Origin of the sequence: Pseudomonas citronellolis (assembly GCF_001586155.1) — a bacterium.
Taxonomy (GTDB): domain Bacteria; phylum Pseudomonadota; class Gammaproteobacteria; order Pseudomonadales; family Pseudomonadaceae; genus Pseudomonas; species Pseudomonas citronellolis.
This window is the reverse complement of the sequence record NZ_CP014158.1, coordinates 1,037,167-1,063,172: the sequence shown is the minus strand read 5'-3', so window position 1 is coordinate 1,063,172 and position 26,006 is coordinate 1,037,167. Positions and strand designations below refer to the sequence as shown.

Below are 26,006 nucleotides of genomic sequence, written 5' to 3'. Positions count from 1 at the left end.
CAGCCCTCGGCAAAATGAAGATGGATAAAGGACACAGACCTTGCTCGGCACGCCGAGTTCGGCGGCGGCGTCATAAGCTGATACAGAGCAGGGACGGGCGCCGCCGTCCCTGAGAGTATGCTCCACGGATTTCGTTCTGACAGGAGCTTCCCATGCGCCGCATCCTCCTTCTCGCCGCCCTCCTCGCCGGCACCGCCCAGGCCGCCGAGCCGCTGACCATCGACGTGCACCGCGACGTCAACTGCGGCTGCTGCAAGGACTGGATCAAGCACCTGCAGGCCAACGGCTTCACGGTCAACGACCACGTCGAGGCGGACATGAGCGCGGTGAAGACGCGCCTGGGCGTGCCCTACGCCATGGGCTCGTGCCACACCGGGGTGATCGACGGCAAGTTCGTCGAAGGCCACGTGCCGGCCAGCGAAGTGCTCAAGCTGCGCGAGCGCGCCGACCTGGTGGGCGCGGCGGTGCCGGGGATGCCCATGGGCTCACCGGGGATGGAGATGGGCGGGCGCCAGGATGCCTACCAGGTGCTGGGGTTGGGCAAGGATGGGAAGGCGGTGGTGCTGGCGGATTATCCGGGGCGTTGAGAGTTGGTTTTTTGTCAGGGCGTGGAGCATTCCTGCTGTTATGGAGTCAGGGATCAGCTCCGCTCCCTCTCCCTAACCCTCTCCCTGAAGGGAGAGGGGACCGTTGGGCAGAGCTTGATGTTGTGGCGTTAGCCGGCAGCCCCGTGGCTTCCGGCTGGAGCCAATTCCCTCTCGGCACGGACTAGCCCCCTCTCCCTTCAGGGAGAGGGCTGGGGAGAGGGCGCTCTTAGGCCCCCACCAAGCCCTTCCGACCCTCCCCCACAAACAAAAAGGGGCGACCAACCGGCCGCCCCTTCTTCATTCCCGCCTTATTCAGCCACCTTGGCCTTCGGCAACACCCCATCCGCCCGGAACATCGCCTTGATCCCCCGCACCGCCTGGCGCAAGCGATCACGGTTCTCGATCAACGCAAAACGCACATGGTCGTCGCCATAGTCACCAAAGCCGATACCCGGCGACACCGACACCTTGGCGTCCTTCAGCAGCTTCTTGGCGAACTCCAGCGAGCCCAGGTGCGCATAGGGCTCGGGGATCTTCGCCCAGACGTACATCGACGCCTTGGGGTTCTCGACCATCCAGCCGGCCTCGTGCAGGCCCTTGACCAGCACGTCGCGGCGCGCCTGGTACTGGCTGGCGATGTCGCGCACGCACTGCTGGTCGCCTTCCAGGGCGGCGATGGCGGCCACCTGCAGCGGGGTGAAGGTGCCGTAGTCGTGGTAGCTCTTGATCCGCGCCAGCGCCGAGACCAGCTCAGGGTTGCCGACCATGAAGCCGATGCGCCAGCCGGCCATATTGTAGCTCTTGGACAGGGTGAAGAACTCCACCGCGATGTCCTTGGCCCCCGGCACCTGCATGATCGACGGCGCCTTCCAGCCGTCGAAGACGATGTCGGCGTAGGCCAGGTCGTGCACCACCAGCACGTCGTACTGCTTGGCCAGGGCCACCACGCGCTCGAAGAAGTCCAGCTCCACGCACTGCGCGGTGGGGTTGGAGGGGAAGCCGAGGATCATCATCTTCGGCTTGGGGATCGACTCGCGGATCGCCCGCTCCAGCTCGTTGAAGAAGTCGATGCCCGGCACCAGCGGCACCGAGCGCACCTGGGCGCCGGCGATCACCGCGCCATAGATGTGGATGGGGTAGCTGGGGTTGGGCACCAGGATGTTGTCGCCGTGGTCCAGGGTGGCCAGCATCAGGTGCGCCAGGCCTTCCTTGGAGCCGATGGTGACGATGGCCTCGGTTTCCGGGTCGATGTCCACCGCGTAGCGCTCCCTGTACCAGTGCGAGATCGCCCGGCGCAGGCGCGGAATACCGCGGGAGGTGGAGTAGCCGTGGGTGTCTTCGCGCTGGGCGACCTGCACCAGCTTCTCGACGATGTGCGGCGGGGTGGCGCCGTCGGGGTTGCCCATGGACAGGTCGATGATGTCCTCGCCGCGGCGGCGGGCGGCCATCTTCAGTTCGGCGGTGATGTTGAAGACGTAGGGCGGGAGACGGTCGATACGCGCGAAACGGCGTGCTGAACGGGGTTCAGTCATGATTTCCTCGGTGAACGTAAGCGCCCGGAACCGTCCGAGCGACGCCGGCCACTGCGGTGGCCTGAAAAGCTGGGCTTTTCTTGTCGGCGAACATATCCGCCGCTAGGCTCGCTGTCGAGCCCTACTTTCCACGGGAACACCATGTCCTTTCTGCATTACTGGCAACTCGACGTGTTCGCCGACCGCCCGCTGGCCGGCAACGGCCTGGCGGTGTTCGCCGACGCGCGCGGCCTGGCCGACGCCACGCTGCAGGCGCTGACCCAGGAGCTGCGCCAGTTCGAGAGCATCTTCCTGTTCCCCAGCGCCGAGCTGGACACCTACGCCGCGCGCATCTTCACTCCCGAGGAAGAACTGCCCTTCGCCGGCCACCCGCTGCTGGGCGCCGCCGCGCTGCTGCACCACATCCACCAGCGCGGCGAACAGGAGCACTGGACGCTGCAGCTGGCGACCAGGGACGTGAACCTCACCACCCGCCGCCACGGCAACGGTTTCATCGCGCAGATGAACCAGGGCCAGGCGCAGTTCGGCGCCGTGCTCGACGCGGAGGAACGTCGCTGGTTCGCCGAAGCCTTCTCGCTGAACGCGGGCGACCTCGCCGACTACCCGGCGCAGGTGATCAGCACCGGCCTGCCCTACGTGCTGCTGCCGGTGCGCAGCGAGGCTCTCGGGCGCATCCGTCAGCGCGCCGAGCTGGCCGAGCGCCTGGCCGCCCTGGGCGCGGCCTTCGTCTTCCTGCTCGACGTGGATGGCCGCGAGGGCCGCACCTGGGACAGCGCCGGGCTGGTGGAGGACATCGCCACCGGCAGCGCCGCCGGCCCCGTCGCCGCCTACCTGGTGGAGCAGGGCAAGGCGCGCCGCGGCGAGACCTTCGAGCTGCACCAGGGCCGCTTCCTCGGCCGCCCGAGCCTGCTGGAGGTGCGCGTCGGCGACGACGACCAGGTGCAGGTGGGCGGCAAGGTGCAACTGCTGGCCCGCGCCCAGTTGCTCTGCGCGCTGGCCTGACGGCCGGCCTGGCGGGTCGGCCGGGCGCCGACGACACTCAATCCACGAACATTCAGGAGAAGACGCCATGCTCTGGCGCAAAGGACGACGCAGCGACAACGTGGTGGATGCCCGCGACGACAGCGGCGGCGGCATGGGCGGTGGCGGCATGCGCATCGGCGGCCGCGGCCTGAGCCTGGGCGGGGTGGCCATCGTGGTGGTGGTCGGCCTGTTGATGGGCCAGGACCCGATGCAGATCCTCGGCAGCCTGCTCGGTCAGATGGATACCGGCCAGGCCCCGGCGCGCCCGCAGGTGCAGGGCCGCCCGGCGACCGGCGCCGACCCGCAGGTGGACTTCGTGCGCGCCGTGCTCGGCGACACCGAGGACACCTGGGGGCAGATCTTCGCCCACAGCAACGCCCAGTACGAGCAGCCCAAGCTGATCCTGTTCAACGGCGGGGTGAACTCCGCCTGCGGCTTCGCCTCTTCGGCGGTGGGCCCGTTCTACTGCCCCGGCGACCACCGGGTGTACCTGGACCTGGGCTTCTTCCGCGAGATGGAGCAGCGCTTCTCCGCCGCCGGCGACTTCGCCCGCGCCTACGTGATCGCCCACGAAGTCGGCCACCACGTGCAGAACCTGCTGGGCATCTCGGCCAAGGTCGAGGCCGCGCGCCGCCGCGGCGCGCCCATGGAGGGCGCCAACGGCCTGTCGGTGCGCCTGGAGCTGCAAGCCGACTGCTTCGCCGGCGTATGGGCCAACAAAGCCCAGCAGCGCCTGCAATGGCTGGAGCCGGGCGACATCGAAAGCGCGCTGAACGCCGCCAACGCCATCGGCGACGACCGCCTGCAGAAGCAGTCGCGCGGCACCGTGGTGCCGGACTCCTTCACCCACGGCACCTCGGCGCAGCGCATGCGCTGGTTCAAGCTCGGCTTCGACTCGGGCTCGCCGGGCAAGTGCGATACCTTCAAGGCGCAGGCGCTGTAACCAGTACGAAGGGATTCCACCGCGGGGACATGTTCGCGAGCAAGCTCGCTCCCACGAAAAGCCATGCCCGCGCCATTCCCATGTGGGAGCGCGCCCTGCGCGCGAATCGCGGGCAGGGCCCGCTCCTACAGGTAGCCGGGAAAGCGCGGTGTTCCTCCCCCCGTAGCGGACCTTGTCCGCGATGACCGGACGTATCGGCGCGGTTCGCGGATGAGATCCGCTCCTACGCCGCCCCACCCACGCCATTCCCATGTAGGAGCGCGCCCTGCGCGCGAATCGCGGGCAGGACCCGCTCCTACAGGTAGCCGGGAAAGCGCGGTGTTCCTCCCCCCGTAGCGGAGATGGCCAGGGCTATCGGAACGCCTCACAGGCAACGCTTGAGCGTCCGCAGGAACTCCTCCGGCTCCACCGGCTTGAGCAGGAAGTCCAGTACGTTCAGGCGCATCGCCTCGACCACGTCGCGGGCGCGGGTGGTGCCGGAGAGCACGATGATCGGCAGGAAGGTGCCCCGGGCGTGGAGCTGGCGGATCAGCTCCAGGCCGGCGCCCTCGCCCTCCATGCACAGGTCGGTGACCAGCAGGTCGATGGCCGATTCGTCGCGGCCGATACGGCGCAGGGCCTGGGCGCTGTTGCTCGCGGTCAGGCATTGCAGGTCGGCGCTTTCGATCAGCTCGCGCATCTCGGCGAGCACCTGCGGGTCGTCGTCCACCAGCAGCACCGTCGGGGGGCGCTCGGGACGGACGGTGATTTCCAGCAGCGCCTCGATCTCTTCGTCGTCGAGCAGGTTGCGGTACGCGTGAGGCAAGGGCTCACCCATGGCGGCGTTTTGCTGCGAGTATAGCGGCATATCGCCACATCACAGCATCCGTCCGCCCATGAAAAAGCCGGCCCGAAGGCCGGCTCTCAGCAAGGCAACTCGACTTAGCGCACGCCTTCCTGACGCAGCGCTGCGGGGGTGAAGTCGCTTTCAGAGGCGCTGTAGTTGAAGTCGTAGGCGGATTTCTCCTCGTTCTTCAGGCCCAGCACCAGGTAGCGGCTGGAGAGCAGGTCGTACAGGGTTTCCGCGGTGTACCACGGTACCTGGTTGTTGTAGTAGTACTGCGAGAAGGCCTCGGCTACGCGCCACAGGGTGCCGCGGCCGTCGTAGTGGTCGATCTCGGCGGCTTGCCAGGTGTCCTCGTCGATGTAGAAGTCACGCTTGGCATAGATGTGGCGCTCGCCGGCCTTCAGGGTCGCGACCACATGCCAGACGCGGTGCAGCTCGTAGCGGGTCAGGTCCTGGTTGAGGTGGCCGGGCTTGATGATGTCCGCATACTTCAGCTTGGGATCGTCGAGCTTGTAGTTGTTGTACGGGATGTACAGCTCCTGCTTGCCCACCAGCTTCCAGTCGTAGCGGTCCGGCGCGCCGTTGTACATGTCCAGGTTGTCCGAGGTGCGCAGGCCGTCGGCGGCGGTGCCAGGGCCGTCGTAGGACACCTGCGGGGCGCGGCGCACACGGCGCTGGCCGGCGTTGTAGAGCCATGCCAGGCGCGGTTCCTTGACCTGGTCGAGGGTCTCGTGGACCAGCAGCACGTTACCGGCCAGGCGCGCCGGGGCGGTGACCTGCTGCTTGAAGTAGAACAGCACGTTGCTCGGCTTGCTCGGGTCGTAGTCCTTCAGGTCGGTGCGGAACACGAACTCGTCCTGGAAGTACACCAGCGAGTAGCTGCCGTTGACCTGCGGGGTGGCCTGGGTCACCAGACGGCGCACGTGGCCGCCGCGGTAGCGGGTGATGTGGTTCCAGATGACTTCCAGGCCGTTCTGCGGGATCGGGAAGGGGTTGGCGGTCTGGAAGTTCTGCAGGCCGTTGCCGCCCTGCACCAGGTTGGTGGCGGTGGCGTTCTTCCTGGTCGCTTCGAGCACCGAGTCAGGCAGGGTGGCGGTGCGGTGCGACGGGTACACCGGCATCTTGTAGGTGTCGGGGTAGCGCTTGAACATGGCCAGTTGGCCGGGGGTCAGCTTGTCCTTGTACTGCTCGACGTTCTGCGCGGTGATGGTGAACAGCGGCTTCTCGCTGGCGAAGGGGTCGGCGAGGAAGCCCTTGCTGTCCACGGTACCGGCGTTCTTCGGCAGGCCGCCGGTCCAGGCGGGAATGCTGCCGTCGGCGTTGCCGGCCTTCTCGGCGCCGACCGGGGTCAGGGTGGTGCCCAGCTTGGCGGCGTCGGCGGCGGACACCGCAGCCATCACCTGGGTGGCCAGCAGGCTCAGGCCCAGGGCCAGTGCGCCGGTTTGCAGCAGTCTCTTTGTTGTTCTCATTATCGCGTCGTCCTCGATGAGTCGTTACTGCTCGCGCAGCGGCCGCGCCGCCACGCTCGCGATCTCTGTCTGCTGGCGCCCCGCCCGGGCCCGGGCGGGGCGCGGGTGCCGCTTAGAAGTTCACGCCGAAGCTGAGCGCGACGAAGTCGCGGTCGACCAGGGTGGAGTACTTGCCGTCGAAGTAGTTGGTGTAGGAAAGGCTCGCGGTGTAGGTGTTCATGTAGTCGGCGTCGACGCCCAGGCTGATCGCCTTGCGACCTTCCTCGAAGTTGCCGCCCGGGCCGGGCGAGTAGCCGTCTACGTCGTGGGACCAGGCCACGTTGGGCTTGAGGTTCACCCCGGCGAACACGTCGTTGTAGTCCCAGATGGCGCGCATGCGGTAGCCCCAGGAGTCGGCGGTGGTGAAGCCGTCGTTCTCGCAGTTGCGCGACAGGTTGTTCTTCGGCGCGCTGCCCAGGGTCGAGTTGTTCAGCACCTGGCAGGTGTTCAGGTTGCCGGTCGCCGGGAGCGGGCCGGGGCCGAATACCGGGTCGCGGCCGTAGCGCGCCTTGGAGGTGCTTTCCAGGCCGCCGACGTGGGTCCAGCCCACCTCGCCCACCAGGGTCAGACGCTCGGCGCCCATGACCTGGTCGAAGAAGTGGGTGAAGGTGGTCTGCAGCTGGGTGATTTCCTTGCGGCGGTAGCCGTGCAGGTCGGTGTCCGGAACCCCCTCGAGCACCGAAGCGTTGCCGTACACGCCGCCCAGCGGCACCACGCCGGAGAACAGGATGTCGGTGGTGTTCAGCTGCACCGGGGCGTTGGGCCGGTAGCTGATCTCGCCCTGCCAGGCCGTGCCGGTGGGCAGGGTGGTGGAGAAGCTCAGGCCATACAGGTGGATGTCCTCCGGGTACTCGACGAAGTACGAGGAGTTGCCCGCCACCAGCAGCGGGGCGAAGGCTTGCAGCGGGGTGCCGCTGAGGGAGTTGGCCAGGTTGTAGATGGACTGGGAAGCGCCGCGGCCGCTGAAGATCGGCAGGCGGCTGTGGTAGTTCATGTAGTAGCCGCCGAACTCGGTGTTCAGGGCGTCGGCGTAGTACTTCAGCGACAGGCCGTACTGGCCGCTGTCGCGGGCATCGCGGTCCGGCCCGCGGCGCACCAGGGCGCCCTCGTTGTTGACGTCCACGCCGAACTGCTTGGCCAGCGCCACGTTCCCCGCCCCCAGCGCCTGGGCGTTGGTCAGCACACGCAGGTTGTCGGTGCAGCCGTCGGCGATCACGTCCGGCTGGGAGAAGAAGGTGCCGCAGTTGTCCACCACCGTCTGGTCCCACTCCAGTTGGTAGAAGCCTTCGGCGGAGAGGTTGTCGGTGAGGTTCTGCGACAGGTAGAACATGTTCACCGGCACCAGGGCTTCCTTGATCTCGGAGCCCGGGCGGCGCAGCGCGGTGACGTCGAACGGGTTGATCGAGTTGATGCCGCCCTGGATGAAGGTGCTCTCGCCCCAGTTCACCACCTGCTTGCCCAGGCGCACGTTGCCCGGCAGGTCGGCGATGCTGTACTTGTGGTAGATGAAGGCGTCCAGCAGCTCGGCGCCGGAAGCCTTGGCGGCGGTCTTGCGGCCACTGTCGCTGAGCGGCTTGAACTCGGTGCTCTCGTCCTTCTGCTCGAAGTCGTACCAGTACTTGCCGCGCAGGAACACGCCGGTGTCGCCGTACTTCAGCTCCAGGTCGTGGATGCCCTTGAAGATCTTCGAGAAGGTCTTGCCGGCCTTGTAGTTCAGGTGGCCGTCGTCGGAGGTCTGCGACAGGCCGTGACCGCCGTTGTTGGAACCGATCAGGTTCTTGTCCGGATTCTGCGTCGACCAGCTGGCGCCGACCGACAGGCTGGAGTCGAAGGAACCCTCGATCTCGCCGATGTTGAAGGTGACCGCCGAAGCGGGGGTGGCAAGCGTGGAAGCCAGGCTGACGGCCAGTGGCAAACGAGCCAGGCGCCAGATCTTCTTCATTTGTGTCATCGACGCTACTCCATGTGTGTTTTTTGTTATGAGTGGCAGCGACTATAGCCAGCCCCCCGGCGGGCTTGATCCCTCGAAAGTGTGATTTAGCGCGTCGCTGCGGCAACGAGCCGCAAGCTAGACGGCTCGCAGGAAGGATTAGCAGAGGCTGCGCCCCGTGCCAAGCGCTTGCTCGGGGGACGCAGCCTGTAGGGAAGGGCTTACAGGGCGGAGAGGAATTCGCTGCCGGACTCCTGCCAACGAGCGATATCCACACGGATGCGCTTCTTGTCCAGCTTGCCCACGCTGGTCTTGGGAACTTCAGTAACAACGGCGATCTGCGAAGGAATCGCCCACTTGTTGATGTGGCCCTGCTCGACGAAAGGCTTGAGGTGTTCCTTCAGCCCCTTGGCGTCCAGTTGCTGGCCCTCGAAGAGCACCAGCAGGGCGAACGGGCGCTCGCCCCATTGCGGGTCCGGCACCCCCACCACCGCCACTTCGCGCACCGCCGGGTGACGGCTGATGAGGTCTTCCAGCTCCAGCGAGGACAGCCATTCGCCGCCGGTCTTGATCACGTCCTTGATGCGGTCGCGGATGTCGATGAAGCCCATGCCGTCGAGGGTGGCCACGTCGCCGGTGTGCATCCAGCCGCCGGCCCAGAGTTCCTCGCCCTTCTGCGGCTCGCGGAAGTAGCCCTGGGTCAGCCAGGGCGAACGCAGCACCAGCTCGCCCTGGGACTCGCCGTCGGCCGGCAGCAGTTGGCCGTGCTCGTCCATGATCGCCGCGTCCACCAGCGGTACCGGCACGCCGGCCTTGATCCGGTAGGTGGTGCGTTCGTCCTCGCTGCCGGCCAGGAGCTCGTCGTTGAGGTAGGCGCAGGAGATCAGCGGGCAGGTCTCGGACATGCCGTATGCCGCGGTCAGCTGGATGCCGCGGGCCTGGGCCGCCTCGTACAGCGAGCGGGTCAGCGCGCTGCCGCCGATGATGATCTTCCAGCCCTTGAAGTCCACGCCCTGGGCGGCCTTGGCGTTCATCACCATCTGCAGGATGGTCGGCACGCAGTGGGAGAAGGTGACGTTCTCGCGTTTCCACAGCTCGACCAGCAGTTCCGGGTCGTAACGCCCCGGGTACACCTGCTTGATACCGAGCATGGTCGCCACGTAGGGAGTACCCCAGGCGTGCACGTGGAACATCGGCGTGATCGGCATGTACACGTCGCTGTTGCCCATCAGGCGGATGCTGTCCAGGCTGGCGATGGTCGAGGCCATGGCCAGGGTGTGCAGCACCAGCTGGCGGTGGGTGAAGTACACGCCCTTGGGGTTACCGGTGGTGCCGGTGGTGTAGAAGGTGGTGGCCACCGAATTCTCGTCGAAGTCGGGGAAGGCGTAGCGCGGGCTGGCCGCGGCCATCAGCGTCTCGTACTCGCCGATGCAGTCGGCCAGTGCGCAGCTCTTGTCGGCGCCATCGGTCAGCAGCAGGGTCTTCTGCACCGTGGTCAGTTGCCCGGCGATGCCCTGGTAGAGCGGCACGAACTCGGCGTTGACCAGCACGAAGCGGTCCTCGGCATGGTTCATGGTGTAGAGGATCTGCTCCGGCGAGAGGCGGATGTTGATGGTGTGCAGCACCGCGCCGATCATCGGGATGGCGAACATCGCCTCCAGGTAGCGATGGCTGTCCCAGTCCATCACCGCCACGGTGTCGCCGGCCTGCACGCCGGCCTCGGTGAGCACGTTGGCCAGGCGCGCGACGCGCTCGTTGAAGGTGGCGTAGTTGTAGCGCACCAGGTCGCGGTAGACGATCTCGTGGCTTTTTTCGTAGCGCGCGCCGGACAGCAGCAGGCTCTTGATCAGCAACGGGTACTGGTAGGCATTGCTCGCAGCGGGGAGGAGACGGGTCTTGAGCATGTTCGGCTTACCTGTGGGACCTTCATGGGAGTCGATGCCGGTGACTGTAGAGGCGCAACCATGACCAATCATCCATCCAAAGAGTGATTTGCGGGTGACTCTTTGGCCTGATCGGGTCACGCGCTAGAATCGCCGCCACCCGGTCGTTCACGGCCGAGCCTCCAGAACACCCCGAGAACAAAAGCCAAGAGGTAGTTTCCATGTCCGAAATCGTCATCGTCAGCGGCGCCCGCACTCCCATGGGCGGCTTCCAGGGCAGCCTGGCCGGCGTTTCCGCCGTCGACCTGGGCGCCATCGCCATCCGCGAAGCAGTCGCCCGCGCCGGCATCGAGGCCGGCGATGTCGAGGAAGTGATCATGGGCTGCGTGCTGCCCGCCGGTCTGAAGCAGGGCCCGGCCCGACAGGCGGCGCTCAACGCCGGCCTGCCCGCCGCCACCGGCTGCACCACCATCAACAAGCTGTGCGGTTCGGGCATGAAGGCGGTGATGCTGGCCCACGACCTGCTCAAGGCCGGAACCAACAAGGTGATGGTCGCCGGCGGCATGGAAAGCATGTCCAACGCCCCCTATGTGCTGGAGAAGGCCCGCACCGGCCTGCGCATGGGCCACGCCGAGATCAAGGACCACATGTTCCTCGACGGCCTGGAAGACGCCCGCACTGGCCGCCTGATGGGCTCCTTCGCCCAGGACACCGCAGACAGCAACGGCATCACCCGCGAAGAGATGGACGCCTACGCCATCGAATCGCTCAAGCGCGCCCAGGCAGCGATCCAGGATGGCTCGCTGGCCAGCGAGATCGTCCCGGTCACCGTCACCACCCGCAAGGGCGAGGTGGTGGTGAAGGACGACGAACAGCCGCTGACCGCCAACCTGGACAAGATTCCCAGCCTGAAGCCGGCGTTCAAGAAGGACGGCACCATCACCGCGGCCAATGCCAGCTCCATCTCCGACGGCGCCAGCGCGCTGGTCCTGATGACCGCCGAGGAAGCCGCCCGCCGCGGCCTCAAGCCGCTGGCGAAGATCGTCGGCCACGCCACCCAGAGCCAGGACCCGAGCGAATTCACCCTGGCCCCCATCGGCGCCATGACCAACCTGTTCAGGAAGACCGGCTGGAGCAAGGACGACGTCGACCTGTTCGAGATCAACGAAGCCTTCGCCATGGTCACCATGCTGGCCATGCGCGAGCACGGCCTGGACCACGCCAAGGTCAACGTCTACGGCGGCGCCTGCGCCCAGGGCCACCCGGTGGGCTCCACCGGCTCGCGGATCATCGTCACCCTGATCAACGCCCTACAGAACAAGGGCGGCAAGCGCGGCGTGGCCTCGCTGTGCATCGGCGGCGGCGAAGCTACTGCGGTGGCCGTCGAGCTGCTCTGACGCCCTTCGCGCCGCCCGGCCGGGCGGCGCGCTCCGCCTCAGCGTCGGCGCAGGGCCGCTACCTGCCGCGCACTCACCGCCTGCGCCTCGTGCCCCCAGGCCTGGCGCAGGAAGGTCGCCAGCGCGGCCACCTGCCGGTCGTCCAGCCGCCAGCCGAAGTCCGGCATGCGCAGCCCGCTCGGCGCCGCCTCGGTGACCGCCATGCGCGACCCCTTGAGGATGATGCTGATCAGCGAGGAAGGATCGTCACCGAGCACCGCCGAGTTGCCCTTCAATTGCGGGAAGGTATTGCGATACCCGGCACCATCCGAGCGATGGCAAGCCGCACAGTTGTCGAGGTACAGGGCTGCGCCCTCGCTGGCGGCCTGGCCCGAAGCCAGCGCCTGGTAGGTGGAGCCATCGTCGTGCAGCAACATCGCCGCGGGGTGGCCTTCGCCCAGGGATTTCAGGTAGACGGCCACGGCCTGCAGGTCTTTCTCGTCGAAATACTGGGTACTGTTTTGCACCGCCGCGGCCATGGCGCCGAAGGCCGCCGTGCGCTCCGTATGCCCGGTCCGGAGAAAGGTCATCAGCTCGGACTCGCTCCAATTCTGCAAGCTGGACGGCGTTGCGCCGGTCAGGTCCGGCGCATGCCAGCCCTCCAGGGTGCCACCGCTGAGGTAGCGGGGGTCGCGCTGGTCCAGGGCCTGCTCCTGGAAGGCCATCCCGCGCGGGCTGTGGCAACTGCCGCAGTGCCCCAGCCCCTGCACCAGGTAGGCCCCCCGGTTCCACTCGGGCGAATGCCGCGGGTCATCCTGATAGGGCCCGCTGCCGGCGAACAGGCTATCCCACGCCTGCAACGGCCAGCGCATGTTCAACGGCCAGGGAATCTCCGCGGCCCGGTTGGCCTGTTCCACCGGGCGCACGCCCTGGCGGAAGTACAAGTACAGGTCAGCGATGTCCTGATCGCTGATCCTGGCGAAGGAGGGATAGGGCATGGCCGGGTACAGGCGGTGGCCGTCCGCCGCCACGCCTTCGCGCACGACCCGGGAGAAGTCCTCCAGGGTGTAGGCGCCGATGCCGGTGCGCGCATCGGGCGTGATGTTGGTGGAATAGATGGCACCGACCGGCGTCCCCATCTTCAGGCCCCCGGCGAATGGGCGGGCGGGGTCGGTGGTGTGGCAGGCGGCGCAGTCCCCGAGGCGGGCGAGATATTCGCCGCGGGCGATGGACGATGCCTCGTCAGCGCGGGCCGCGCCCACCACCGACAACGCCAGGAACAGTGGCGCGAGCAGCCTTGCTGGAATCTTCATGGCCGGCCTCCTCATGCGTCCACCAGCGGGCCGGGATCGCGCAGGTAGCGTTCGCGGATCGCCTGGGCGGCCCAGTAGGCCAGCGCCCCGACCATGCCGGTGGGGTTGTAGGCCATGTTCTGCGGGAAGGCGCTGGCGCCGAGGACGAACAGGTTGGGCACGTCCCAGCACTGCAGGTACTTGTTCAGCACGCTCTGCCGGGGGTCCTCGCCCATGATCGCGCCGCCGGTGTTGTGGGTGCTCTGGTAGCTGATGGCGTTGAAGTGCTCGCCGAAGGCCGGCGCGTGCACCACTATCTTCCGCGGGCCGAGCACCCGGGCGATCTCGCTCAGCCGCTCGGCCATGAAGCGGCCCTGGCGGATGTCGTTGTCCTTCCAGTCGAAGGTCATGCGCAGCAGCGGCAGGCCATGCACGTCGCGGTAGTTCGGGTCCAGGTCCAGGTAGCAGTCGCGGTAGGCCATGTTCGAGCCTTCGGCGCCCAGAGACATGCTATGCCCATAGCTGTCGCGCAGCGCCTGCTTCCAGCCGCTACCCCAGGTCGGCGCATCGTCCGGCAGGAGCGCCTGCTGGATCGGTCGCCCGCCCGAGCTGCCCACCGACAGGTAGGCGCCGCCGATGAAGTCCCGTTGCCCGGCCTTGAACGCCTCGCTGTTGAAGTCGTCCAGCGCCACGGTACCGCCCCCCGCCCCGATGAAGGGATTGAAGTGGGTGTTCTTGTCGAAGAACAACGAAACCCCGGCATTCATCTGGTACGCATAGTTCTTCCCTACGACGCCTTCGCCCGTGCGTGGATCGTAGGGCTTGCCGATCTTCGAGAGCAGCAGCAGACGCACGTTGTGCAACTGGTAGGCGCTGAGGATCACCAGTTCCGCAGGTTGCTCCACCTCCCGGCCCTGGCTGTCGATGTAGGTGACCCCGGTCGCCTTGCGGCCGCTGGAGTCGGTGTTGATGCGGATGACCTGGGCCTGGGTGCGCAGCTCGAAGTTCGCCTGGCGGTATAACGCCGGCAGGATGGTCGACTGGGGCGATGCCTTGGAATACAGGTAGCAACCGAAGCGCTCACAGAAGCCGCAGTAGTTGCATGGCCCCAACTGCAGGTCATAGGGGTTGGTGTAGGCCTCGCTGCAGTTGGCCGCGGGGGAGGCGAACGGGTGCAGCCCCAGTTCCAGCGCGCCGGCCTTCAGCAGTTCGCCGGAGTAGAAGGTCTTAAGCGCCGCGGTCGGATAGGGCGAACGCCGGGGCGCCTCGAACGGGTTGCCGCCCGGCAGTATCCGCCCCTGCAGGTTGCCGGCCTGGCCGGCGGTGCCGCAGACCTTTTCGAAGCGATCGAAGCAGGGCTCCAGTTCCTCATAGCTCACGCCCCAGTCCTGGATGGTCATGCCCTCGGGGATGGCCGCCTTGCCATGCCGCTCCAGGGTATTGCTGCGCAGCTTCAGGTCGTAGGGCTGCATGCGCCAGTGCATGCCATTCCAGTGCACGCCGGCGCCGCCCACGCCGTTGCCGGGCAGGAAGGCGCCCAGGCGCCGGTAGGGCACCGCCCGGTCGGCCAGGCCATGGCGCAGGGTCACGGTTTCCCGGGCGAGGTTCTGGAACAGCTTGTAGCGGATACCATAGGTCAGCTCGTCGGCGATCCTCGGGTAGGCGAAGTCCGGGTAGGTGTCGCGCTGCTCCCCGCGCTCCAGGGCGACCACCCGCAGCCCGGCATCTACCAGTTCCTTGGACATGATCGAGCCGGTCCAGCCGAGGCCGACCACCACCACGTCCACCGCCTCCCTGCGCGTGGCGCTCATAGCTCACCCCGCTGGCCGGAGATGCTGACCGGCCCTTGCGGGTAGGCCTTGTTCGGCTGGTCCACCCAGTCGGTGAAATCGGCGCGCGCACCGGGGAAGCCGATCATCCGCCAGGACGCCATGCTGCGGTTGCCGCCATGGATGGGATCGGCCAGGTAGCCCTCCCGGGTGTTCTGCCAGAGCTGTTCGAAGAACATCGACGCCGGGCAGGCCTCGAAGGCTATCCGGCCGCCCTCCATCTGCGTCAGCAACTCCTCCTGGCGGCCACGCGGCAGTTCCTGGAAGCGCTTGCCGGCGAACTGCTGCCGGCAGTGACGCTGCAGCGCGGCGATACCCAGGCGGTAGATTTCCCTGGGGCTCAGGCGGCTCTGGTAGCCCAGTTCGGCAGGCGCCTCGAAGAACGGCCCCTGCAGGTACCAGATGCCGCCATGGCCATAGGCAGTCTCCATCTGCCGGTCGATGAACTCGGGCACCCCTTCGGCCACCGCGCCGGGGCCGTTGTCGTCATCAGGGATCAGGCAGTCGCAGGCGGCCAGCAGGAACAGCCACTCCTCGGGGTTGAAAAAGCGTGGCTGATAGGCCTGGCCCGGCCCCGGGGCGCTCTCGGCGCGAACAACGCCGGTCCCCATCACCGCCACGGCGGGAATAAGGCTCAGCGAGCCCTTGAGGAAACGGCGACGGGACGGGCCTGCGGCAGAGTCATTCCTTGGCATGGTTTGTTGACCTTCTCGAAGAGGAAACGCTTCGATACTAGCCACAGAGACCACATAATTAGCAGGCTAATTATTACAATAACGCTCTGTCGATTCCGCAAAAATCCCCGCGCAATCCAAGATCAAAAACCCGCTTCGCTCCTACGAAAGGCGGCCCCACCCTCAGCGCAGCTCGGTAAACGCCAGCTTGATTCCCAGTCCCACCAGCACCACCCCCATCATCCGGTCGAACCAGTGCCCCATGCGGGCGAAGCCGGCGCGCACGCGCTGCTGGCTGAACAGCAGCGCCACGAAGCTGAACCAGGCCGCGGTGGCGCAGGCCAGGTAGACGCCGTAGCCGGCCTGCACCAGCACCGGGGTGTGCGGGTTGATGACCACGGTGAACAGCGAGAGGAAGAACAGCGTGGCCTTGGGGTTCAGGCCGTTGGTGACGAAGCCGGCGACGAAGGCGCCGCGCGGGGTGCGTTCGTTCGGCGCGGCGGCCGTCACGCTGCCGTCGCCGCCGCTGGGCTTGGCGCGCAGGGCCTTGATGCCGATGTAGAACAGGTAGGCCGCGGCCAGCCACTTGAGGGTGTTGAACAGCATGATCGACTGCGAAACGATCAGGCCGATGCCCAGCAGCGAGTAGGTCACATGGATGGAAATGGCGCAGCCCACGCCCAGCGCCGTCCAGGTGCCGGCGCGGCGGCCGTGGGTGACGCTCTCGCGCACCACCACGGCGAAGTCCGGGCCCGGACTGGCCACCGCCAGCAGGTGGATCAGCGCCACGGTGAGAAATTCCGTCCAGTACATGCAACCTCCGCAGGGGTGGGATTAACGCCGTCAGGCTGGCAACCTTACGCCAGCCCCGCTTCCCGCAAAAGGTACAGCCAGCGATGAACAGCACTCGCGCCGTCTTTCTCGACACCGCCTCCCTCGACCTCGGCGACCTCGACCTGCAGCCCCTGCGCCAGGCCTTCGGCGAGCTGGTCCTGCACCCCGCCAGCGCCCCGGACGAGATTGCCGGGCGCCTGCGCGAGGCCAACGTGGCCATCAGCAACAAGGCGCCCATCAGCGCCGAAACCCTGGCCCAGTGCCCGGACCTCAAGCTGATCCTGGTCACCGCCACCGGCACCAACAACGTCGACTTGGCCGCCGCCCGCGAGCGTGGCATCGCCGTGGCCAACTGCCAGGGCTACGGCACCGCCTCGGTGGCCCAGCACGCCATCCTGCTGCTGCTCGCCCTGGCCACCCGGCTGCCCGACTACCAGGCGGCGGTCCGCGCCGGGCGCTGGCAGCAGTCCACCCAGTTCTGCCTGCTGGACTTCCCCATCGTCGAGCTGGAAGGCAAGACCCTCGGTCTGCTCGGCCATGGCGAACTGGGTGGCGCGGTGGCCCGCCTGGCCGAGGCCTTCGGCATGCGCGTGCTGCTCGGCCAATTGCCCGGCCGCCCGCCGCGCGCCGACCGCCTGACGCTGGACGAGCTGCTGCCGCAGGTCGACGCCATCAGCCTGCACTGCCCGCTGACCGAGCAGACCCGCGGGATGATCGGCCAGCGCGAACTGGACCTGATGAAGCCCGGCGCCTTCATCGTCAACACCGCCCGCGGCGGCCTGATCGACGAGCAGGCCCTGGCCGACACCCTGCGCCGCGGCCACCTGGGCGGCGCCGCCACCGACGTGCTCAGCGTCGAGCCGCCGAAGGACGGCAACCCGCTGCTGGCCGGCGACATCCCGCGGCTGATCGTCACCCCGCACAACGCCTGGGGCAGCCGCGAAGCGCGGCAGCGCATCGTCGGCCAGGTGACGGACAACGCCGCGGCCGTCTTCCGCGGCGACAAGCTGCGGCGGGTCGACTGAAGCGCGAAGTGCTAAACTCGCGCCCTTTTTCAGGAGGCCGCATGTCCTACGCCCCCACCAGCGAGGTGCTGCTGCGCCAGATCGAACGTTTCGCCGGCCGCGTGCTGCTGGCCGGCCTGCCCGCCGACGGCCTGCTCGGCGAGCTGCCCCAGGCTCTGGGCTGGAGCTGGCACGCCGGCGAGCAGCGGCAACTGGACGGCCGCTACCCGGGGCGCTGCCATTTCGGCGTGACGCCGCCGGAGGGCGGGTTCGACGCCGCCGTGCTGTTCCTGCCCAAGTCCCGCGAGCTGACCGACTACCTGCTGGCCGCCCTGGCCAGCCGGGTGCCCGGCGGCCAGCTGTACCTGGTGGGCGAGAAACGCGCCGGCGTCGAGCGCGCCGCCAGACAGCTCGGCGCCCTGGCCAAGGCCGCCAAGCTCGACAGCGCGCGGCACTGCCAGCTGTGGCACGCCGCCATCGACGGCGCCCTGCCCTGCCCCGACCTGCACGCCCAGTCCCTGCGCTACACGCTGGCCCTGGCCGACGGCGAACTGCAGGTGGTCAGCCTGCCCGGCGTGTTCAGCCATGGCCGCCTGGACCGCGGCAGCGCCCTGCTGCTGGAACACCTGGACGGCCTGCCCGAAGGCCAGGTGCTGGACTTCGGCTGCGGCGCCGGCGTGCTCGGCGCGGTGCTCAAGCGCCGTTACCCGGGCAGCCGCCTGAGCCTGCTCGACGTCGACGCCTTCGCCCTGGAAAGCAGCCGCCTGACCCTCGCCGCCAATGGCCTGGAAGGCGAGGTGATCGGCGGCGACGGCATCGACGCGGCGCCGGCCGGCCTGGCCGCCATCGTCAGCAACCCGCCCTTCCACCAGGGCGTGCACACCGACTACCAGGCCAGCGAACGCCTGCTGCGCGAAGCCGCGCAACACCTGCGCCCGGGCGGCGAACTGCGCCTGGTGGCCAACAGCTTCCTCAAGTACCCGCCGCTGATCGAACAGCACCTGGGGCCCTGCCGCAGCCTCGCCGAGGGCGACGGTTTCCGCATCTACAGCGCCCGTCGCCCCTGAGCCCGGGCGCCTCGCCGCAGCCCCACTACACTCCACCCAGACCGAAAGGGCGCGCCGGGCCGGCGCGCCTCACGAGCCGAGGATCGCCGTGAAAAGCACCGTGAAAGAAGCCGAGCTGACCTTCGTGAAGTCGCCGGAAAAGACCCCAGCGCACCTGAAGCGTTCGCTCAAGCCCAGGCACCTGAACATGATCGCCATCGGCGGCTCGATCGGCACCGGGCTGTTCGTCGCCTCCGGCAGCACCGTCGCCACCGCCGGCCCCGGCGGCGCGCTGCTGGCCTACGCGCTGATCGGCCTGATGGTGTTCTTCCTGATGACCAGCCTGGGCGAGATGGCCGCCTACATCCCCGATTCCGGCTCCTTCTCCACCTACGGCAGCCGCTTCATCGACGATGGCTTCGGCTTCGCCATGGGCTGGAACTACTGGTACAACTGGGCGGTGACCATCGCCGCGGAACTGGTGGCCGCGCAACTGGTGATGCACTTCTGGTTCCCCGAGGTGTCGGGCATCTACTGGAGCGCCGGCTTCCTGGCCATCATGTTCGGCCTCAACTTCTTCTCGGTGAAGGGCTTCGGCGAGAGCGAGTTCTGGTTCGCGCTGATCAAGGTGGTGGCCGTGGTGATCTTCATCGGCATCGGCCTGGCCAGCATCTTCGGCATCATGCATGGCATCGACTCCCCCGGCTTCAGCAACTTCACCACCGGCGACGCGCCCTTCGTCGGCGGCCTGCAGGCCATGGTCGGGGTGGCGATGATCGCCGGCTTCTCGTTCCAGGGCACCGAGCTGATCGGCGTCGCCGCCGGCGAGTCGGAGCACCCGCACAAGTCGATCCCCATCGCCATCCGCCAGGTGTTCTGGCGGATCCTGATGTTCTACATCCTGTCGATCTTCGTCATCGGCATGCTCATCCCCTACACCGATCCGAACCTGCTCAAGACCGACAGCAGCGACATCAGTACCTCGCCCTTCACCCTGCTCTTCGAGCGCGCCGGCCTGGCCGCGGCGGCCGGGGTGATGAACGCGGTGATCCTCTCGGCGATCCTCTCCGCCGGCAACTCGGGGATGTACGCCTCCACCCGCATGCTCTACACCATGGCCCTGCATGGCCAGGCGCCGCGCCTGTTCCAGCAGATCTCGCAGAGCGGCGTGCCGCGCTACGCGCTCTACGCCACCACGCTGGTCGGCGGGCTGTGCTTCCTCACCAGCTTCATCGGCGACAAGACCGTCTACACCTGGCTGCTCAACACCTCGGGCATGTGCGGCTTCATCGTCTGGCTGGGCATCGCCATCTCCCACTACCGCTTCCGCAAGGGCTACCTGCTGCAGGGCGGCAAGCTGGAGGAGCTGCCCTACCGCGCCAAGTGGTTCCCCTTCGGCCCGCTGTTCGCCTTCGCCCTGTGCCTGGCGATCACCCTCGGGCAGAACTACCAGGCGTTCGTCGGCGAGACGATCGACTGGACCGGGCTGGTCGCCACCTACGTCAGCCTGCCGCTGTTCCTCGTCATCTGGTGGGGCTACCGGCTGAAGAACGGCAGCCGCTTCGTCCGCTACGAGGAGATGGACGTCACCTCCGGCCGCGACGTCGACTGAACGCCGGGCTTGCCCAAGCCGGACGACTTGGGCAGAATGCGCCCCGTCCTAGGGGAGTAGTCTCCCGCGAGCGGTTCCCGCCCTCGCCCGGCACGCGTCAACACACTTGGTCCGCAGACCATGGCGCGCGCGGCCCCAAGGCCCGCAGCAGTCGGGCCCGGGTTTGACAAGACCTATGACACGAGCGATCCGACCCGGGGTGGGCGGATGGCGCGTGTCATTGGTGATTAGTCGACCCGCCCCCTTAGGAAAAGCCTGATGGAATCCCTGTTCGTCCCCATCCTGGTGGTTGCCCTCGCCGAAATCGGCGACAAGACGCAACTGCTCGCCCTCGTCCTCGCCGCGCGCTTCCGCAAGCCCTGGCCGATCATCGCCGGCATCGTCGCCGCGACCCTGGTCAACCACTTCGCCGCCGGCGCCGTGGGCAAATGGGTCTCCACCTTCTTCTCCGAAGCCGCCCTGAGCTGGCTGCTGGCCGCCTCCTTCCTCGCCGTGGCGGCCTGGACCCTGGTGCCGGACAAGCTGGATGACGACGAAGAGGGCGGCCTGAAGAAGTTCGGCCCCTTCCTCACCACGCTGATCGCCTTCTTCCTCGCCGAGATGGGCGACAAGACCCAGGTCGCCACCGTGATGCTGGCCGCGCAGTACCCGCACTTCTGGCTGGTGGTGCTGGGCACCACCATCGGCATGCTGCTGGCCAACGTGCCGGTGGTGCTGGCCGGCAACTTCGCCGCCGAGCGCCTGCCGCTGGCACTGATCCGCCGCCTGGCCGCCTGCGCCTTCGCCGTCCTGGGCCTGGCCGCGGCCTGGCACGCGGCCACGCTGTCCGGGCTGTTCTGACAGCCGCTCCGGCGTGGCGGCCAATGTTGCTGCCACGCCTTCGTCCTACAGTGTTAGCCGTCGTCCCTTCGCTGAAGGAAACAGCCATGACCGACAAGGATCTGAAGCGCCTCGCCCGCCAGCACATCGACCTGAGCTGGAACAAGGGCCGTCTGGCCCTGGCCACCCAGCTGCACAGCCCGGACTTCCTCTACAAGAGTAGCTTCTCCGCCCAGCCCCTGGACAGCGCCGGCTACCGGCAACTGATCGAGGGCATCCGCGCGTCCATGGACGACCTGGAAGTGGTGGTCGAGGAATGCATAAGCGAGGGCCACAAGGTGTTCACCTGGAGCACCCTGGTGGGCACCATCAGCCGCCCCGCCTTCGGCTACCCGGCCAGCGACAAGGTGGTCAGCATCCCCGGCATGGCCCTGTGGCTGTTCAACAGCCAGGGCAAGCTGCAGGAGCTGTGCACGCTGATCGACATGGAAAGCTTCCGCAGCCAGATGGGCCTGCAGAACCGCCCGCTGGCGGAGCAGGCGCTACCCTGAGGCAGCGGCCTTCTCCTGTAGGAGCGCGCCTTGCGCGCGAATCGCGGGCAGGGCCCGCTCCTACAGTATGCGGTAAGGCACGGAGTTTCCCCGTAGGAGCGGACCTTGTCCGCGATAGCCGGACATATCGGCGCGATTCGCGGATAGGATCCGCTCCTACGCCGCCCCACCCACACCATTCCCCTGTAGGAGCGCGCCCTGCGCGCGAAATCGCGGGCAGGGCCCGCTCCTACAGTTTGCGGTAAGGCACGGAGTCTCCCTGTAGGAGCGGACCTTGTCCGCGATAGCCGGGCGTATCGGCGCGATTCGCGGATAGGATCCGCTCCTACGCCGCCCCACCCACGCCATTCCAATGTAGGAGCGCGCCCTGCGCGCGAATCGCGGGCAGGGCCCGCTCCTACAGTTTGCGGTGAGGCACGGTATTCCCCGGCGCAGTCGGCAAGACTGTTGCGCCTACAGGTACCCGTTGGCGCGGAACCAGTCGATGGCCCGCTGCAGGGTGTCTTCCAGCGGCACGTGGCTTTCGAAGCCCAGTTCCTCGCGGGCCTTACGTCCGTCGAGGAACTGCCCGCCGGCCATCACTTCGATGGCGGTTTCGTCCAGCAGCGGCAGCTTGCCGGTCAGGCGGTAGCGCCAGCGGCCCAGGGTGGCCAGGGCGCGGGCGCGGTGCAGCGGCATCGGCTGCGGCGCCGGGCGGCCCAGCAGGTGGGCGATGGTGGCGGTGAGCTCGGCCATCTCCACGTTGTGCCCGGTGAGCAGGTAGCGCTCGCCGATGCGCCCGCGCTCCAGGGTCATCAGCAGGCCGCGCCCCGCCTCGCCGGCATCGATCACATTGCGCCGCCCCGGCACGTAGTGGGACATCTCGCCGCGGCCGATGGCGGTGATCAGGCGCCCGGTGGTCGGGCCCATGTCCAGCTCGCCCAGCACCATGCCGGGAATCCCGATCACCACCGGCAGGCCGCCACGGGCCTGCTCGCGGGCCTGTTCGTCCAGCGCCCACTTGCACATCACGTAGGCGCTCTTGCCGGTGGGCAGGCTCTCGTAGAACAGCCCCTCGTGGCCGGGCAGGCCCTGGGGGTGCGGAGGCATGGCGAAGGCCGAACCGACGTAGAGGATGCGCGGCACCTTGTTGTGCAGGCAGGCCGCGTAGAAATGATTGGTCTGGTCCAGGGCGCTGGCCACCTCCTCCTGCCAGCGGCGCGGCCGCTGCGGGTAATAGCCGGCGCTGAAGATCACCGCGTCGAGCCCGCTCAGGGCGCGCTCCAGCCCCTTGTAGTCGAACAGTTCGGCGACCCGGCACTCCGGCTCCAGGTAGGCCAGGCGCTGGATCTGCGAGGACGGGCGATGGATCAGCACCAGTTGGTGGCCGGCGGCCTTGATGGCGCGCGCGGCGTGGTGGCCGAGGAGCCCGGTGGCTCCGAGTACTGCGATTTTCACTGGCGCTCCCTGGTGGTGGTCGAACCGGCCGCGTCGGCGGCCGGCTGCAACGGATCGACGGCGTCGATCCCCCCGCTCGTCAATTGCGGCCCTTGGCCTGCTCGTACAGCGGCATCACCTTGGGAATGGCGGCCTGCAGGTTGGCCATGCGCGTGCTGTCCGCCGGGTGGGTGCTGAGGATTTCCGGCGGCGCATCGCCACCGGCCTGGCCCATCTTCTGCCACAGCGTCAGCGCGGCCTGGGGGTTGTAGCCGGCGCGGGCGGCCAGCTCCAGGCCGATGAGGTCGGCCTCGGTCTCGTTCTGCCGGCTGTTGGGCAGGGTCAGGCTGTACTGCACCACCTGGTCGGCCAGTTGCTTGCTGGTCTCGCCCAGGCCCAGCAGCGCGCCGCCGAGGTTCTCGCCCATCTGCACGGCGTAGGCGCGGGACATCTGCTCGCGGCCGTGCTCACGCAGAGCGTGGGCGATCTCGTGGCCCATCACCGCGGCGATCTCGTCGTCGCTGAGCTTCAGCTGATCGATCAGGCCGCTGTAGAAGATGATCTTGCCGCCGGGGCCGCAGTTGGCGTTGAGCTCGTCGCTCTTGATCACGTTGACCTGCCAGTCCCAGCCCGGGGCGTCCTGGCGGAACGCACCGGTCTGCGGAATCAGCCGCGCGGCCACGGCCTTGACGCGCTTGGCGTCGCTGCTGTCGTTGTCCAGCTTGCCCGCCGAAGTCGCGTCAGTGAGGGTCTTCTGGTACGACTGCGAGTACATCTGGTCGACCTGCTGGCTCGACAGCATGCTGAACATGTACTGCTTGCGCTCGACGCCGACGGCGCCGCCGCTGGTGGTGTTGACCTGCTGGCACCCGGCCAGGAGCAGGGCGGCGGCCAGGCCGGTGAAGCGGAATAGGCTGGGCATGATGCTCTCCTGAAGCAATGCAATCTCCCTTGGACAGCGCGCAATGGTAGGCCGCCCCCCGATGGCCGGCAACCGCTCCGCAAAGGAGACGACACAAGGGCGTTACAACCCATTACAGGCATTTCCTAAGGAAACTCTGAAGTCCTGCCGATACAGCGGAACAGGCTGTCCCTGGTACGCGAGTATTTCGCCATGAAGTTCAAGTCGATCCAGTTTTCCGTGGTGGCGTTGGCCGGGGCCAGTGTCCTGGCTGTGGTGGCGGCGTTGGTACTCTATGCCCTGTTCGCCGGCGGGCGCACCCAGACGCTGGTGCAGGAGCGCACCCAGGCGCTGCTGGAGAAGGTCATCAACGAACGCCTGGTGGCCCTGGCGCGCGCCCAGGCCAGCCAGATCCAGCGCGAGCTGGAATACCCGCTGACGGTGGTCAAGGGCCTGGCCCAGGCCAACATGCTGATGGACGGCAAGGATGCCGAAGGCAAGCCGCTGCTGGGCATCAGCCGCGGCGAGATGTCCAACCTGCTGCGCCAGACCGTGCAGCAGAACCCCAAGCTGCTGGACGCCTTCGCCGGCTGGGAACCCGGCGCCTTCGCCGGCCCCGACAGCCTCTACGCCGGGCAGACCGGCTCCGGCTACGACGCCAGCGGGCGCTTCATGCCCTGGTGGTACCGCAAGGCCGACGGCAGCCTCACCGTGGAAGCCATGGGCGACACCCTGGAAAGCCAGAAGGTGCTGCCCACCGGCGTGCGCGAGGGCGAGTACTACCTGTGCCCGAAGGAGCGCCACAAGCCCTGCGTGATCGACCCCGCGCCCTATGAGATGGGCGGCAGAATGGTAATGATGTCGTCCTTCAACGCGCCCATCCTGGTCGACGGCCAGTTCCGCGGCGCGGTGGGCGCCGACCTGTCACTGGACTTCATCCAGGACCTGCTCAAGGCCGCCGACGCCACCCTCTACGACGGCGCCGGCGAGCTGGCGCTGATCTCCGCCAACGGCCGCCTGGTGGCCTACACCAAGGACGCCGGCAAGCTCGGCGAGCCGGCCGACAAGGTGCTGGACGCGAGCCAGGCCGCCAGCCTCGGCAAGCTGCAGGGCGAGCAGCCGCTGTACCAGCAGGACGAGGCCCGCGACACCATCGCCGTGTTCCTACCCTTCGCCATCGGTGACACCGGCACGCGCTGGACGCTGATGCTGGAGATCCCGCGGCAGGCCGTGTTCGGCGAACTCAAGCAACTGCAGGGCGCGCTCAAGGCGCAGAGCGATTCCGACACCCTGGGCATGACCCTGGTCGGTCTGCTCATCGCCGCCGGCGGCCTGCTGGTGATCTGGCTGGTGGGCCACGGCATCGCCCGGCCGCTGCGCCAACTGGTCGGCATGCTCGACGACATCGCCCAGGGCGAAGGCGACCTGACCCGCCGCCTGTCCAGCGAGCGCGCCGACGAGCTGGGCTCCATCGCCCGCGGCTTCAACACCTTCCTCGGCAAGCTGCAGGGCATGATCGGCCAGGTGGTGACCTCGGTGCAGCACGTCAGCGATTCCTCCGAGCACACCGCGGACATCGCCATCCGCACCAACCAGGGCGTGCAGAAGCAGTTGGCGGAAATCGAACTGGTGGCCACCGCCGTCCACGAGATGACCGCCACCGCCCAGGACGTGGCGCGCAACGCCACCCACGCGGCGGAAGCGGCCAGCCACGCCGACCAGGCCGCGCACCAGGGCAAGCAGATAGTCGAGAGCAGCTCGGCGGCGATCCAGGCCCTGGCCACCGAGATCGGCCGCGCGGTCGGCGTGGTGCAGTCGCTGGCCCGCGACAGCGAGAACATCAACGCCATCCTGGTGGCCATCCGCGGCATCGCCGAGCAGACCAACCTGCTGGCGCTCAACGCCGCCATCGAGGCGGCGCGGGCCGGCGAGCAGGGCCGCGGCTTCGCCGTGGTGGCCGACGAAGTGCGCAACCTGGCGCAGAAGACGCAGCAGGCCACCGAGGAAATCCAGAGCATGATCCAGCAGCTGCAGAACGGCACCCGCGAAGTGGTGCAGGTGATGCAGCAGAGCCAGGAGAAGACCGACGACAGCGTGCGCCACGCCCACGAGGCGGCCCAGGCGCTGGAGTCGATCACCCAGGCGGTGTCGGTGATCAACGACATGAACACCCAGATCGCCAGCGCCGCCGAGGAACAGAGCGCGGTGGCCGAGGACATCAACCGCAACGTCGCCAACATCGGCCTGGTCGCCAACCAGGTGGCCGGCGGCGCCGACGAGGCCTCCCAGGCCAGCGCCGAGCTGACCCGGCTGGCGGAGCAGCAGCGGCGGTTGGTGAATCAGTTCAAGGTGTAGGGCCTGGCTGCCGCCCTGAATCGGTATAGCCCAGGTCAACCCCGGAGGCGCCGGGAACCAAGGCC

General features: G+C 67.8%; 21 protein-coding genes and 1 riboswitch. Of the genes, 10 read left to right on the top strand and 11 right to left on the bottom strand.

Annotation, left to right across the window (positions count from 1 at the left end):
- The first annotated feature begins 152 nt into the window (after positions 1 to 152).
- Positions 153 to 587, top strand: a complete 435-nt coding sequence (locus PcP3B5_RS04900; protein WP_061560691.1) for a DUF411 domain-containing protein — start codon at positions 153 to 155, stop codon at positions 585 to 587.
- Between the two features lie 308 nt (positions 588 to 895).
- Here the strand turns inward: PcP3B5_RS04900 and alaC are convergent, their stop codons facing one another.
- Complete coding sequence (gene alaC, locus PcP3B5_RS04895) at positions 896 to 2,119, bottom strand: alanine transaminase (protein ID WP_043313643.1); 1,224 nt, start codon at positions 2,117 to 2,119, stop codon at positions 896 to 898.
- A gap of 141 nt (positions 2,120 to 2,260) precedes the next feature.
- On the opposite strand from alaC, the gene PcP3B5_RS04890 reads away from it, so the two are divergent.
- Positions 2,261 to 3,121 carry a PhzF family phenazine biosynthesis protein gene (locus tag PcP3B5_RS04890; RefSeq protein ID WP_061560690.1) on the top strand — a complete coding sequence of 287 codons (861 nt, stop codon included), beginning with the start codon at positions 2,261 to 2,263 and terminating at the stop codon, positions 3,119 to 3,121.
- Between the two features lie 67 nt (positions 3,122 to 3,188).
- Positions 3,189 to 4,085, top strand: coding sequence for a KPN_02809 family neutral zinc metallopeptidase (gene ypfJ / locus PcP3B5_RS04885; RefSeq protein ID WP_061560689.1), 897 nt, complete (start codon positions 3,189 to 3,191; stop codon positions 4,083 to 4,085).
- 364 nt (positions 4,086 to 4,449) lie between these two features.
- On the opposite strand, the gene PcP3B5_RS04880 is transcribed toward ypfJ, so the two are convergent.
- The 4 genes from PcP3B5_RS04880 to PcP3B5_RS04865 all read right to left on the bottom strand — a co-directional run bounded on the left by PcP3B5_RS04880 (position 4,450) and on the right by PcP3B5_RS04865 (position 10,253).
- On the bottom strand, positions 4,450 to 4,902 hold the full coding sequence (locus tag PcP3B5_RS04880) for a response regulator (RefSeq protein ID WP_009617483.1): 453 nt from the start codon (positions 4,900 to 4,902) through the stop codon (positions 4,450 to 4,452).
- Positions 4,903 to 5,006: 104 nt separating this feature from the next.
- Positions 5,007 to 6,380 carry a DUF1329 domain-containing protein gene (locus tag PcP3B5_RS04875; RefSeq protein ID WP_061560688.1) on the bottom strand — a complete coding sequence of 458 codons (1,374 nt, stop codon included), beginning with the start codon at positions 6,378 to 6,380 and terminating at the stop codon, positions 5,007 to 5,009.
- 112 nt (positions 6,381 to 6,492) lie between these two features.
- The gene (locus PcP3B5_RS04870) at positions 6,493 to 8,370 is read right to left on the bottom strand and encodes a DUF1302 domain-containing protein (protein WP_043273606.1); all 1,878 of its coding nucleotides are present in this window, start codon (positions 8,368 to 8,370) and stop codon (positions 6,493 to 6,495) included.
- Between the two features lie 200 nt (positions 8,371 to 8,570).
- Entirely contained in the window at positions 8,571 to 10,253 is a 1,683-nt protein-coding gene (locus PcP3B5_RS04865; protein WP_009617479.1) for a fatty acid--CoA ligase, read from the bottom strand.
- 200 nt (positions 10,254 to 10,453) lie between these two features.
- Between PcP3B5_RS04865 and PcP3B5_RS04860 the strand changes: the two genes are divergently transcribed.
- Positions 10,454 to 11,629 (top strand): thiolase family protein, encoded by a 1,176-nt coding sequence (locus tag PcP3B5_RS04860; protein WP_061560687.1) that lies wholly within the window; start codon positions 10,454 to 10,456, stop codon positions 11,627 to 11,629.
- A 38-nt stretch (positions 11,630 to 11,667) separates the two neighbouring features.
- Here the strand turns inward: PcP3B5_RS04860 and PcP3B5_RS04855 are convergent, their stop codons facing one another.
- The 4 genes from PcP3B5_RS04855 to PcP3B5_RS04840 all read right to left on the bottom strand — a co-directional run bounded on the left by PcP3B5_RS04855 (position 11,668) and on the right by PcP3B5_RS04840 (position 16,216).
- Positions 11,668 to 12,921: a cytochrome c gene (locus PcP3B5_RS04855; protein WP_061560686.1), complete on the bottom strand. Its 1,254-nt coding sequence runs from the start codon at positions 12,919 to 12,921 to the stop codon at positions 11,668 to 11,670.
- An 11-nt stretch (positions 12,922 to 12,932) separates the two neighbouring features.
- The gene (locus PcP3B5_RS04850) at positions 12,933 to 14,711 is read right to left on the bottom strand and encodes a GMC family oxidoreductase (RefSeq protein WP_061560685.1); all 1,779 of its coding nucleotides are present in this window, start codon (positions 14,709 to 14,711) and stop codon (positions 12,933 to 12,935) included.
- Positions 14,708 to 15,424, bottom strand: a complete 717-nt coding sequence (locus PcP3B5_RS04845; protein WP_058071522.1) for a gluconate 2-dehydrogenase subunit 3 family protein — start codon at positions 15,422 to 15,424, stop codon at positions 14,708 to 14,710. The genes PcP3B5_RS04850 and PcP3B5_RS04845 overlap by 4 nt, the downstream gene beginning before the upstream one ends.
- A gap of 162 nt (positions 15,425 to 15,586) precedes the next feature.
- Positions 15,587 to 16,216 carry a LysE family translocator gene (locus PcP3B5_RS04840; protein WP_061560684.1) on the bottom strand — a complete coding sequence of 210 codons (630 nt, stop codon included), beginning with the start codon at positions 16,214 to 16,216 and terminating at the stop codon, positions 15,587 to 15,589.
- Between the two features lie 83 nt (positions 16,217 to 16,299).
- Between PcP3B5_RS04840 and PcP3B5_RS04835 the strand changes: the two genes are divergently transcribed.
- The 5 genes from PcP3B5_RS04835 (at position 16,300) to PcP3B5_RS04815 (ending at position 21,269) form a co-directional block, all read left to right on the top strand.
- On the top strand, positions 16,300 to 17,262 hold the full coding sequence (locus PcP3B5_RS04835) for a 2-hydroxyacid dehydrogenase (RefSeq protein ID WP_061560683.1): 963 nt from the start codon (positions 16,300 to 16,302) through the stop codon (positions 17,260 to 17,262).
- Between the two features lie 41 nt (positions 17,263 to 17,303).
- The gene (locus PcP3B5_RS04830) at positions 17,304 to 18,308 is read left to right on the top strand and encodes a class I SAM-dependent methyltransferase (protein WP_061560682.1); all 1,005 of its coding nucleotides are present in this window, start codon (positions 17,304 to 17,306) and stop codon (positions 18,306 to 18,308) included.
- A 187-nt stretch (positions 18,309 to 18,495) separates the two neighbouring features.
- The gene (locus PcP3B5_RS04825; protein ID WP_061563200.1) at positions 18,496 to 19,899 is read left to right on the top strand and encodes an amino acid permease; all 1,404 of its coding nucleotides are present in this window, start codon (positions 18,496 to 18,498) and stop codon (positions 19,897 to 19,899) included.
- A 39-nt stretch (positions 19,900 to 19,938) separates the two neighbouring features.
- Positions 19,939 to 20,089: riboswitch (yybP-ykoY riboswitch) on the top strand.
- A 68-nt stretch (positions 20,090 to 20,157) separates the two neighbouring features.
- A complete protein-coding gene (locus PcP3B5_RS04820) occupies positions 20,158 to 20,739 on the top strand; it encodes a TMEM165/GDT1 family protein (protein ID WP_009617469.1) in 582 nt (193 codons plus the stop codon).
- 86 nt (positions 20,740 to 20,825) lie between these two features.
- Positions 20,826 to 21,269, top strand: a complete 444-nt coding sequence (locus PcP3B5_RS04815; RefSeq protein ID WP_009617468.1) for a ketosteroid isomerase-related protein — start codon at positions 20,826 to 20,828, stop codon at positions 21,267 to 21,269.
- A 453-nt stretch (positions 21,270 to 21,722) separates the two neighbouring features.
- Here the strand turns inward: PcP3B5_RS04815 and PcP3B5_RS04810 are convergent, their stop codons facing one another.
- Together PcP3B5_RS04810 and PcP3B5_RS04805 are read right to left on the bottom strand one after the other, a co-directional pair.
- Positions 21,723 to 22,706: an NAD-dependent epimerase/dehydratase family protein gene (locus PcP3B5_RS04810; protein ID WP_043273600.1), complete on the bottom strand. Its 984-nt coding sequence runs from the start codon at positions 22,704 to 22,706 to the stop codon at positions 21,723 to 21,725.
- A gap of 79 nt (positions 22,707 to 22,785) precedes the next feature.
- Entirely contained in the window at positions 22,786 to 23,607 is an 822-nt protein-coding gene (locus tag PcP3B5_RS04805) for a M48 family metallopeptidase (RefSeq protein ID WP_061560681.1), read from the bottom strand.
- A gap of 192 nt (positions 23,608 to 23,799) precedes the next feature.
- Between PcP3B5_RS04805 and PcP3B5_RS04800 the strand changes: the two genes are divergently transcribed.
- Positions 23,800 to 25,941 carry a methyl-accepting chemotaxis protein gene (locus tag PcP3B5_RS04800; RefSeq protein ID WP_061560680.1) on the top strand — a complete coding sequence of 714 codons (2,142 nt, stop codon included), beginning with the start codon at positions 23,800 to 23,802 and terminating at the stop codon, positions 25,939 to 25,941.
- The last annotated feature ends 65 nt before the right edge of the window (positions 25,942 to 26,006 follow it).

Bases quoted from the DNA above. Each gene is read 5' to 3' on its own strand.
- PcP3B5_RS04900 (WP_061560691.1), top strand. From the start codon at position 153: ATGCGCCGCATCCTCCTTCTCGCCGCCCTCCTCGCCGGCACCGCCCAG.
- alaC (WP_043313643.1), bottom strand. From the start codon at position 2,119: ATGACTGAACCCCGTTCAGCACGCCGTTTCGCGCGTATCGACCGTCTC.
- PcP3B5_RS04890 (WP_061560690.1), top strand. From the start codon at position 2,261: ATGTCCTTTCTGCATTACTGGCAACTCGACGTGTTCGCCGACCGCCCG.
- ypfJ (WP_061560689.1), top strand. From the start codon at position 3,189: ATGCTCTGGCGCAAAGGACGACGCAGCGACAACGTGGTGGATGCCCGC.
- PcP3B5_RS04880 (WP_009617483.1), bottom strand. From the start codon at position 4,902: ATGGGTGAGCCCTTGCCTCACGCGTACCGCAACCTGCTCGACGACGAA.
- PcP3B5_RS04875 (WP_061560688.1), bottom strand. From the start codon at position 6,380: ATGAGAACAACAAAGAGACTGCTGCAAACCGGCGCACTGGCCCTGGGC.
- PcP3B5_RS04870 (WP_043273606.1), bottom strand. From the start codon at position 8,370: ATGACACAAATGAAGAAGATCTGGCGCCTGGCTCGTTTGCCACTGGCC.
- PcP3B5_RS04865 (WP_009617479.1), bottom strand. From the start codon at position 10,253: ATGCTCAAGACCCGTCTCCTCCCCGCTGCGAGCAATGCCTACCAGTAC.
- PcP3B5_RS04860 (WP_061560687.1), top strand. From the start codon at position 10,454: ATGTCCGAAATCGTCATCGTCAGCGGCGCCCGCACTCCCATGGGCGGC.
- PcP3B5_RS04855 (WP_061560686.1), bottom strand. From the start codon at position 12,921: ATGAAGATTCCAGCAAGGCTGCTCGCGCCACTGTTCCTGGCGTTGTCG.
- PcP3B5_RS04850 (WP_061560685.1), bottom strand. From the start codon at position 14,711: ATGAGCGCCACGCGCAGGGAGGCGGTGGACGTGGTGGTGGTCGGCCTC.
- PcP3B5_RS04845 (WP_058071522.1), bottom strand. From the start codon at position 15,424: ATGCCAAGGAATGACTCTGCCGCAGGCCCGTCCCGTCGCCGTTTCCTC.
- PcP3B5_RS04840 (WP_061560684.1), bottom strand. From the start codon at position 16,216: ATGTACTGGACGGAATTTCTCACCGTGGCGCTGATCCACCTGCTGGCG.
- PcP3B5_RS04835 (WP_061560683.1), top strand. From the start codon at position 16,300: ATGAACAGCACTCGCGCCGTCTTTCTCGACACCGCCTCCCTCGACCTC.
- PcP3B5_RS04830 (WP_061560682.1), top strand. From the start codon at position 17,304: ATGTCCTACGCCCCCACCAGCGAGGTGCTGCTGCGCCAGATCGAACGT.
- PcP3B5_RS04825 (WP_061563200.1), top strand. From the start codon at position 18,496: ATGATCGCCATCGGCGGCTCGATCGGCACCGGGCTGTTCGTCGCCTCC.
- PcP3B5_RS04820 (WP_009617469.1), top strand. From the start codon at position 20,158: ATGGAATCCCTGTTCGTCCCCATCCTGGTGGTTGCCCTCGCCGAAATC.
- PcP3B5_RS04815 (WP_009617468.1), top strand. From the start codon at position 20,826: ATGACCGACAAGGATCTGAAGCGCCTCGCCCGCCAGCACATCGACCTG.
- PcP3B5_RS04805 (WP_061560681.1), bottom strand. From the start codon at position 23,607: ATGCCCAGCCTATTCCGCTTCACCGGCCTGGCCGCCGCCCTGCTCCTG.
- PcP3B5_RS04800 (WP_061560680.1), top strand. From the start codon at position 23,800: ATGAAGTTCAAGTCGATCCAGTTTTCCGTGGTGGCGTTGGCCGGGGCC.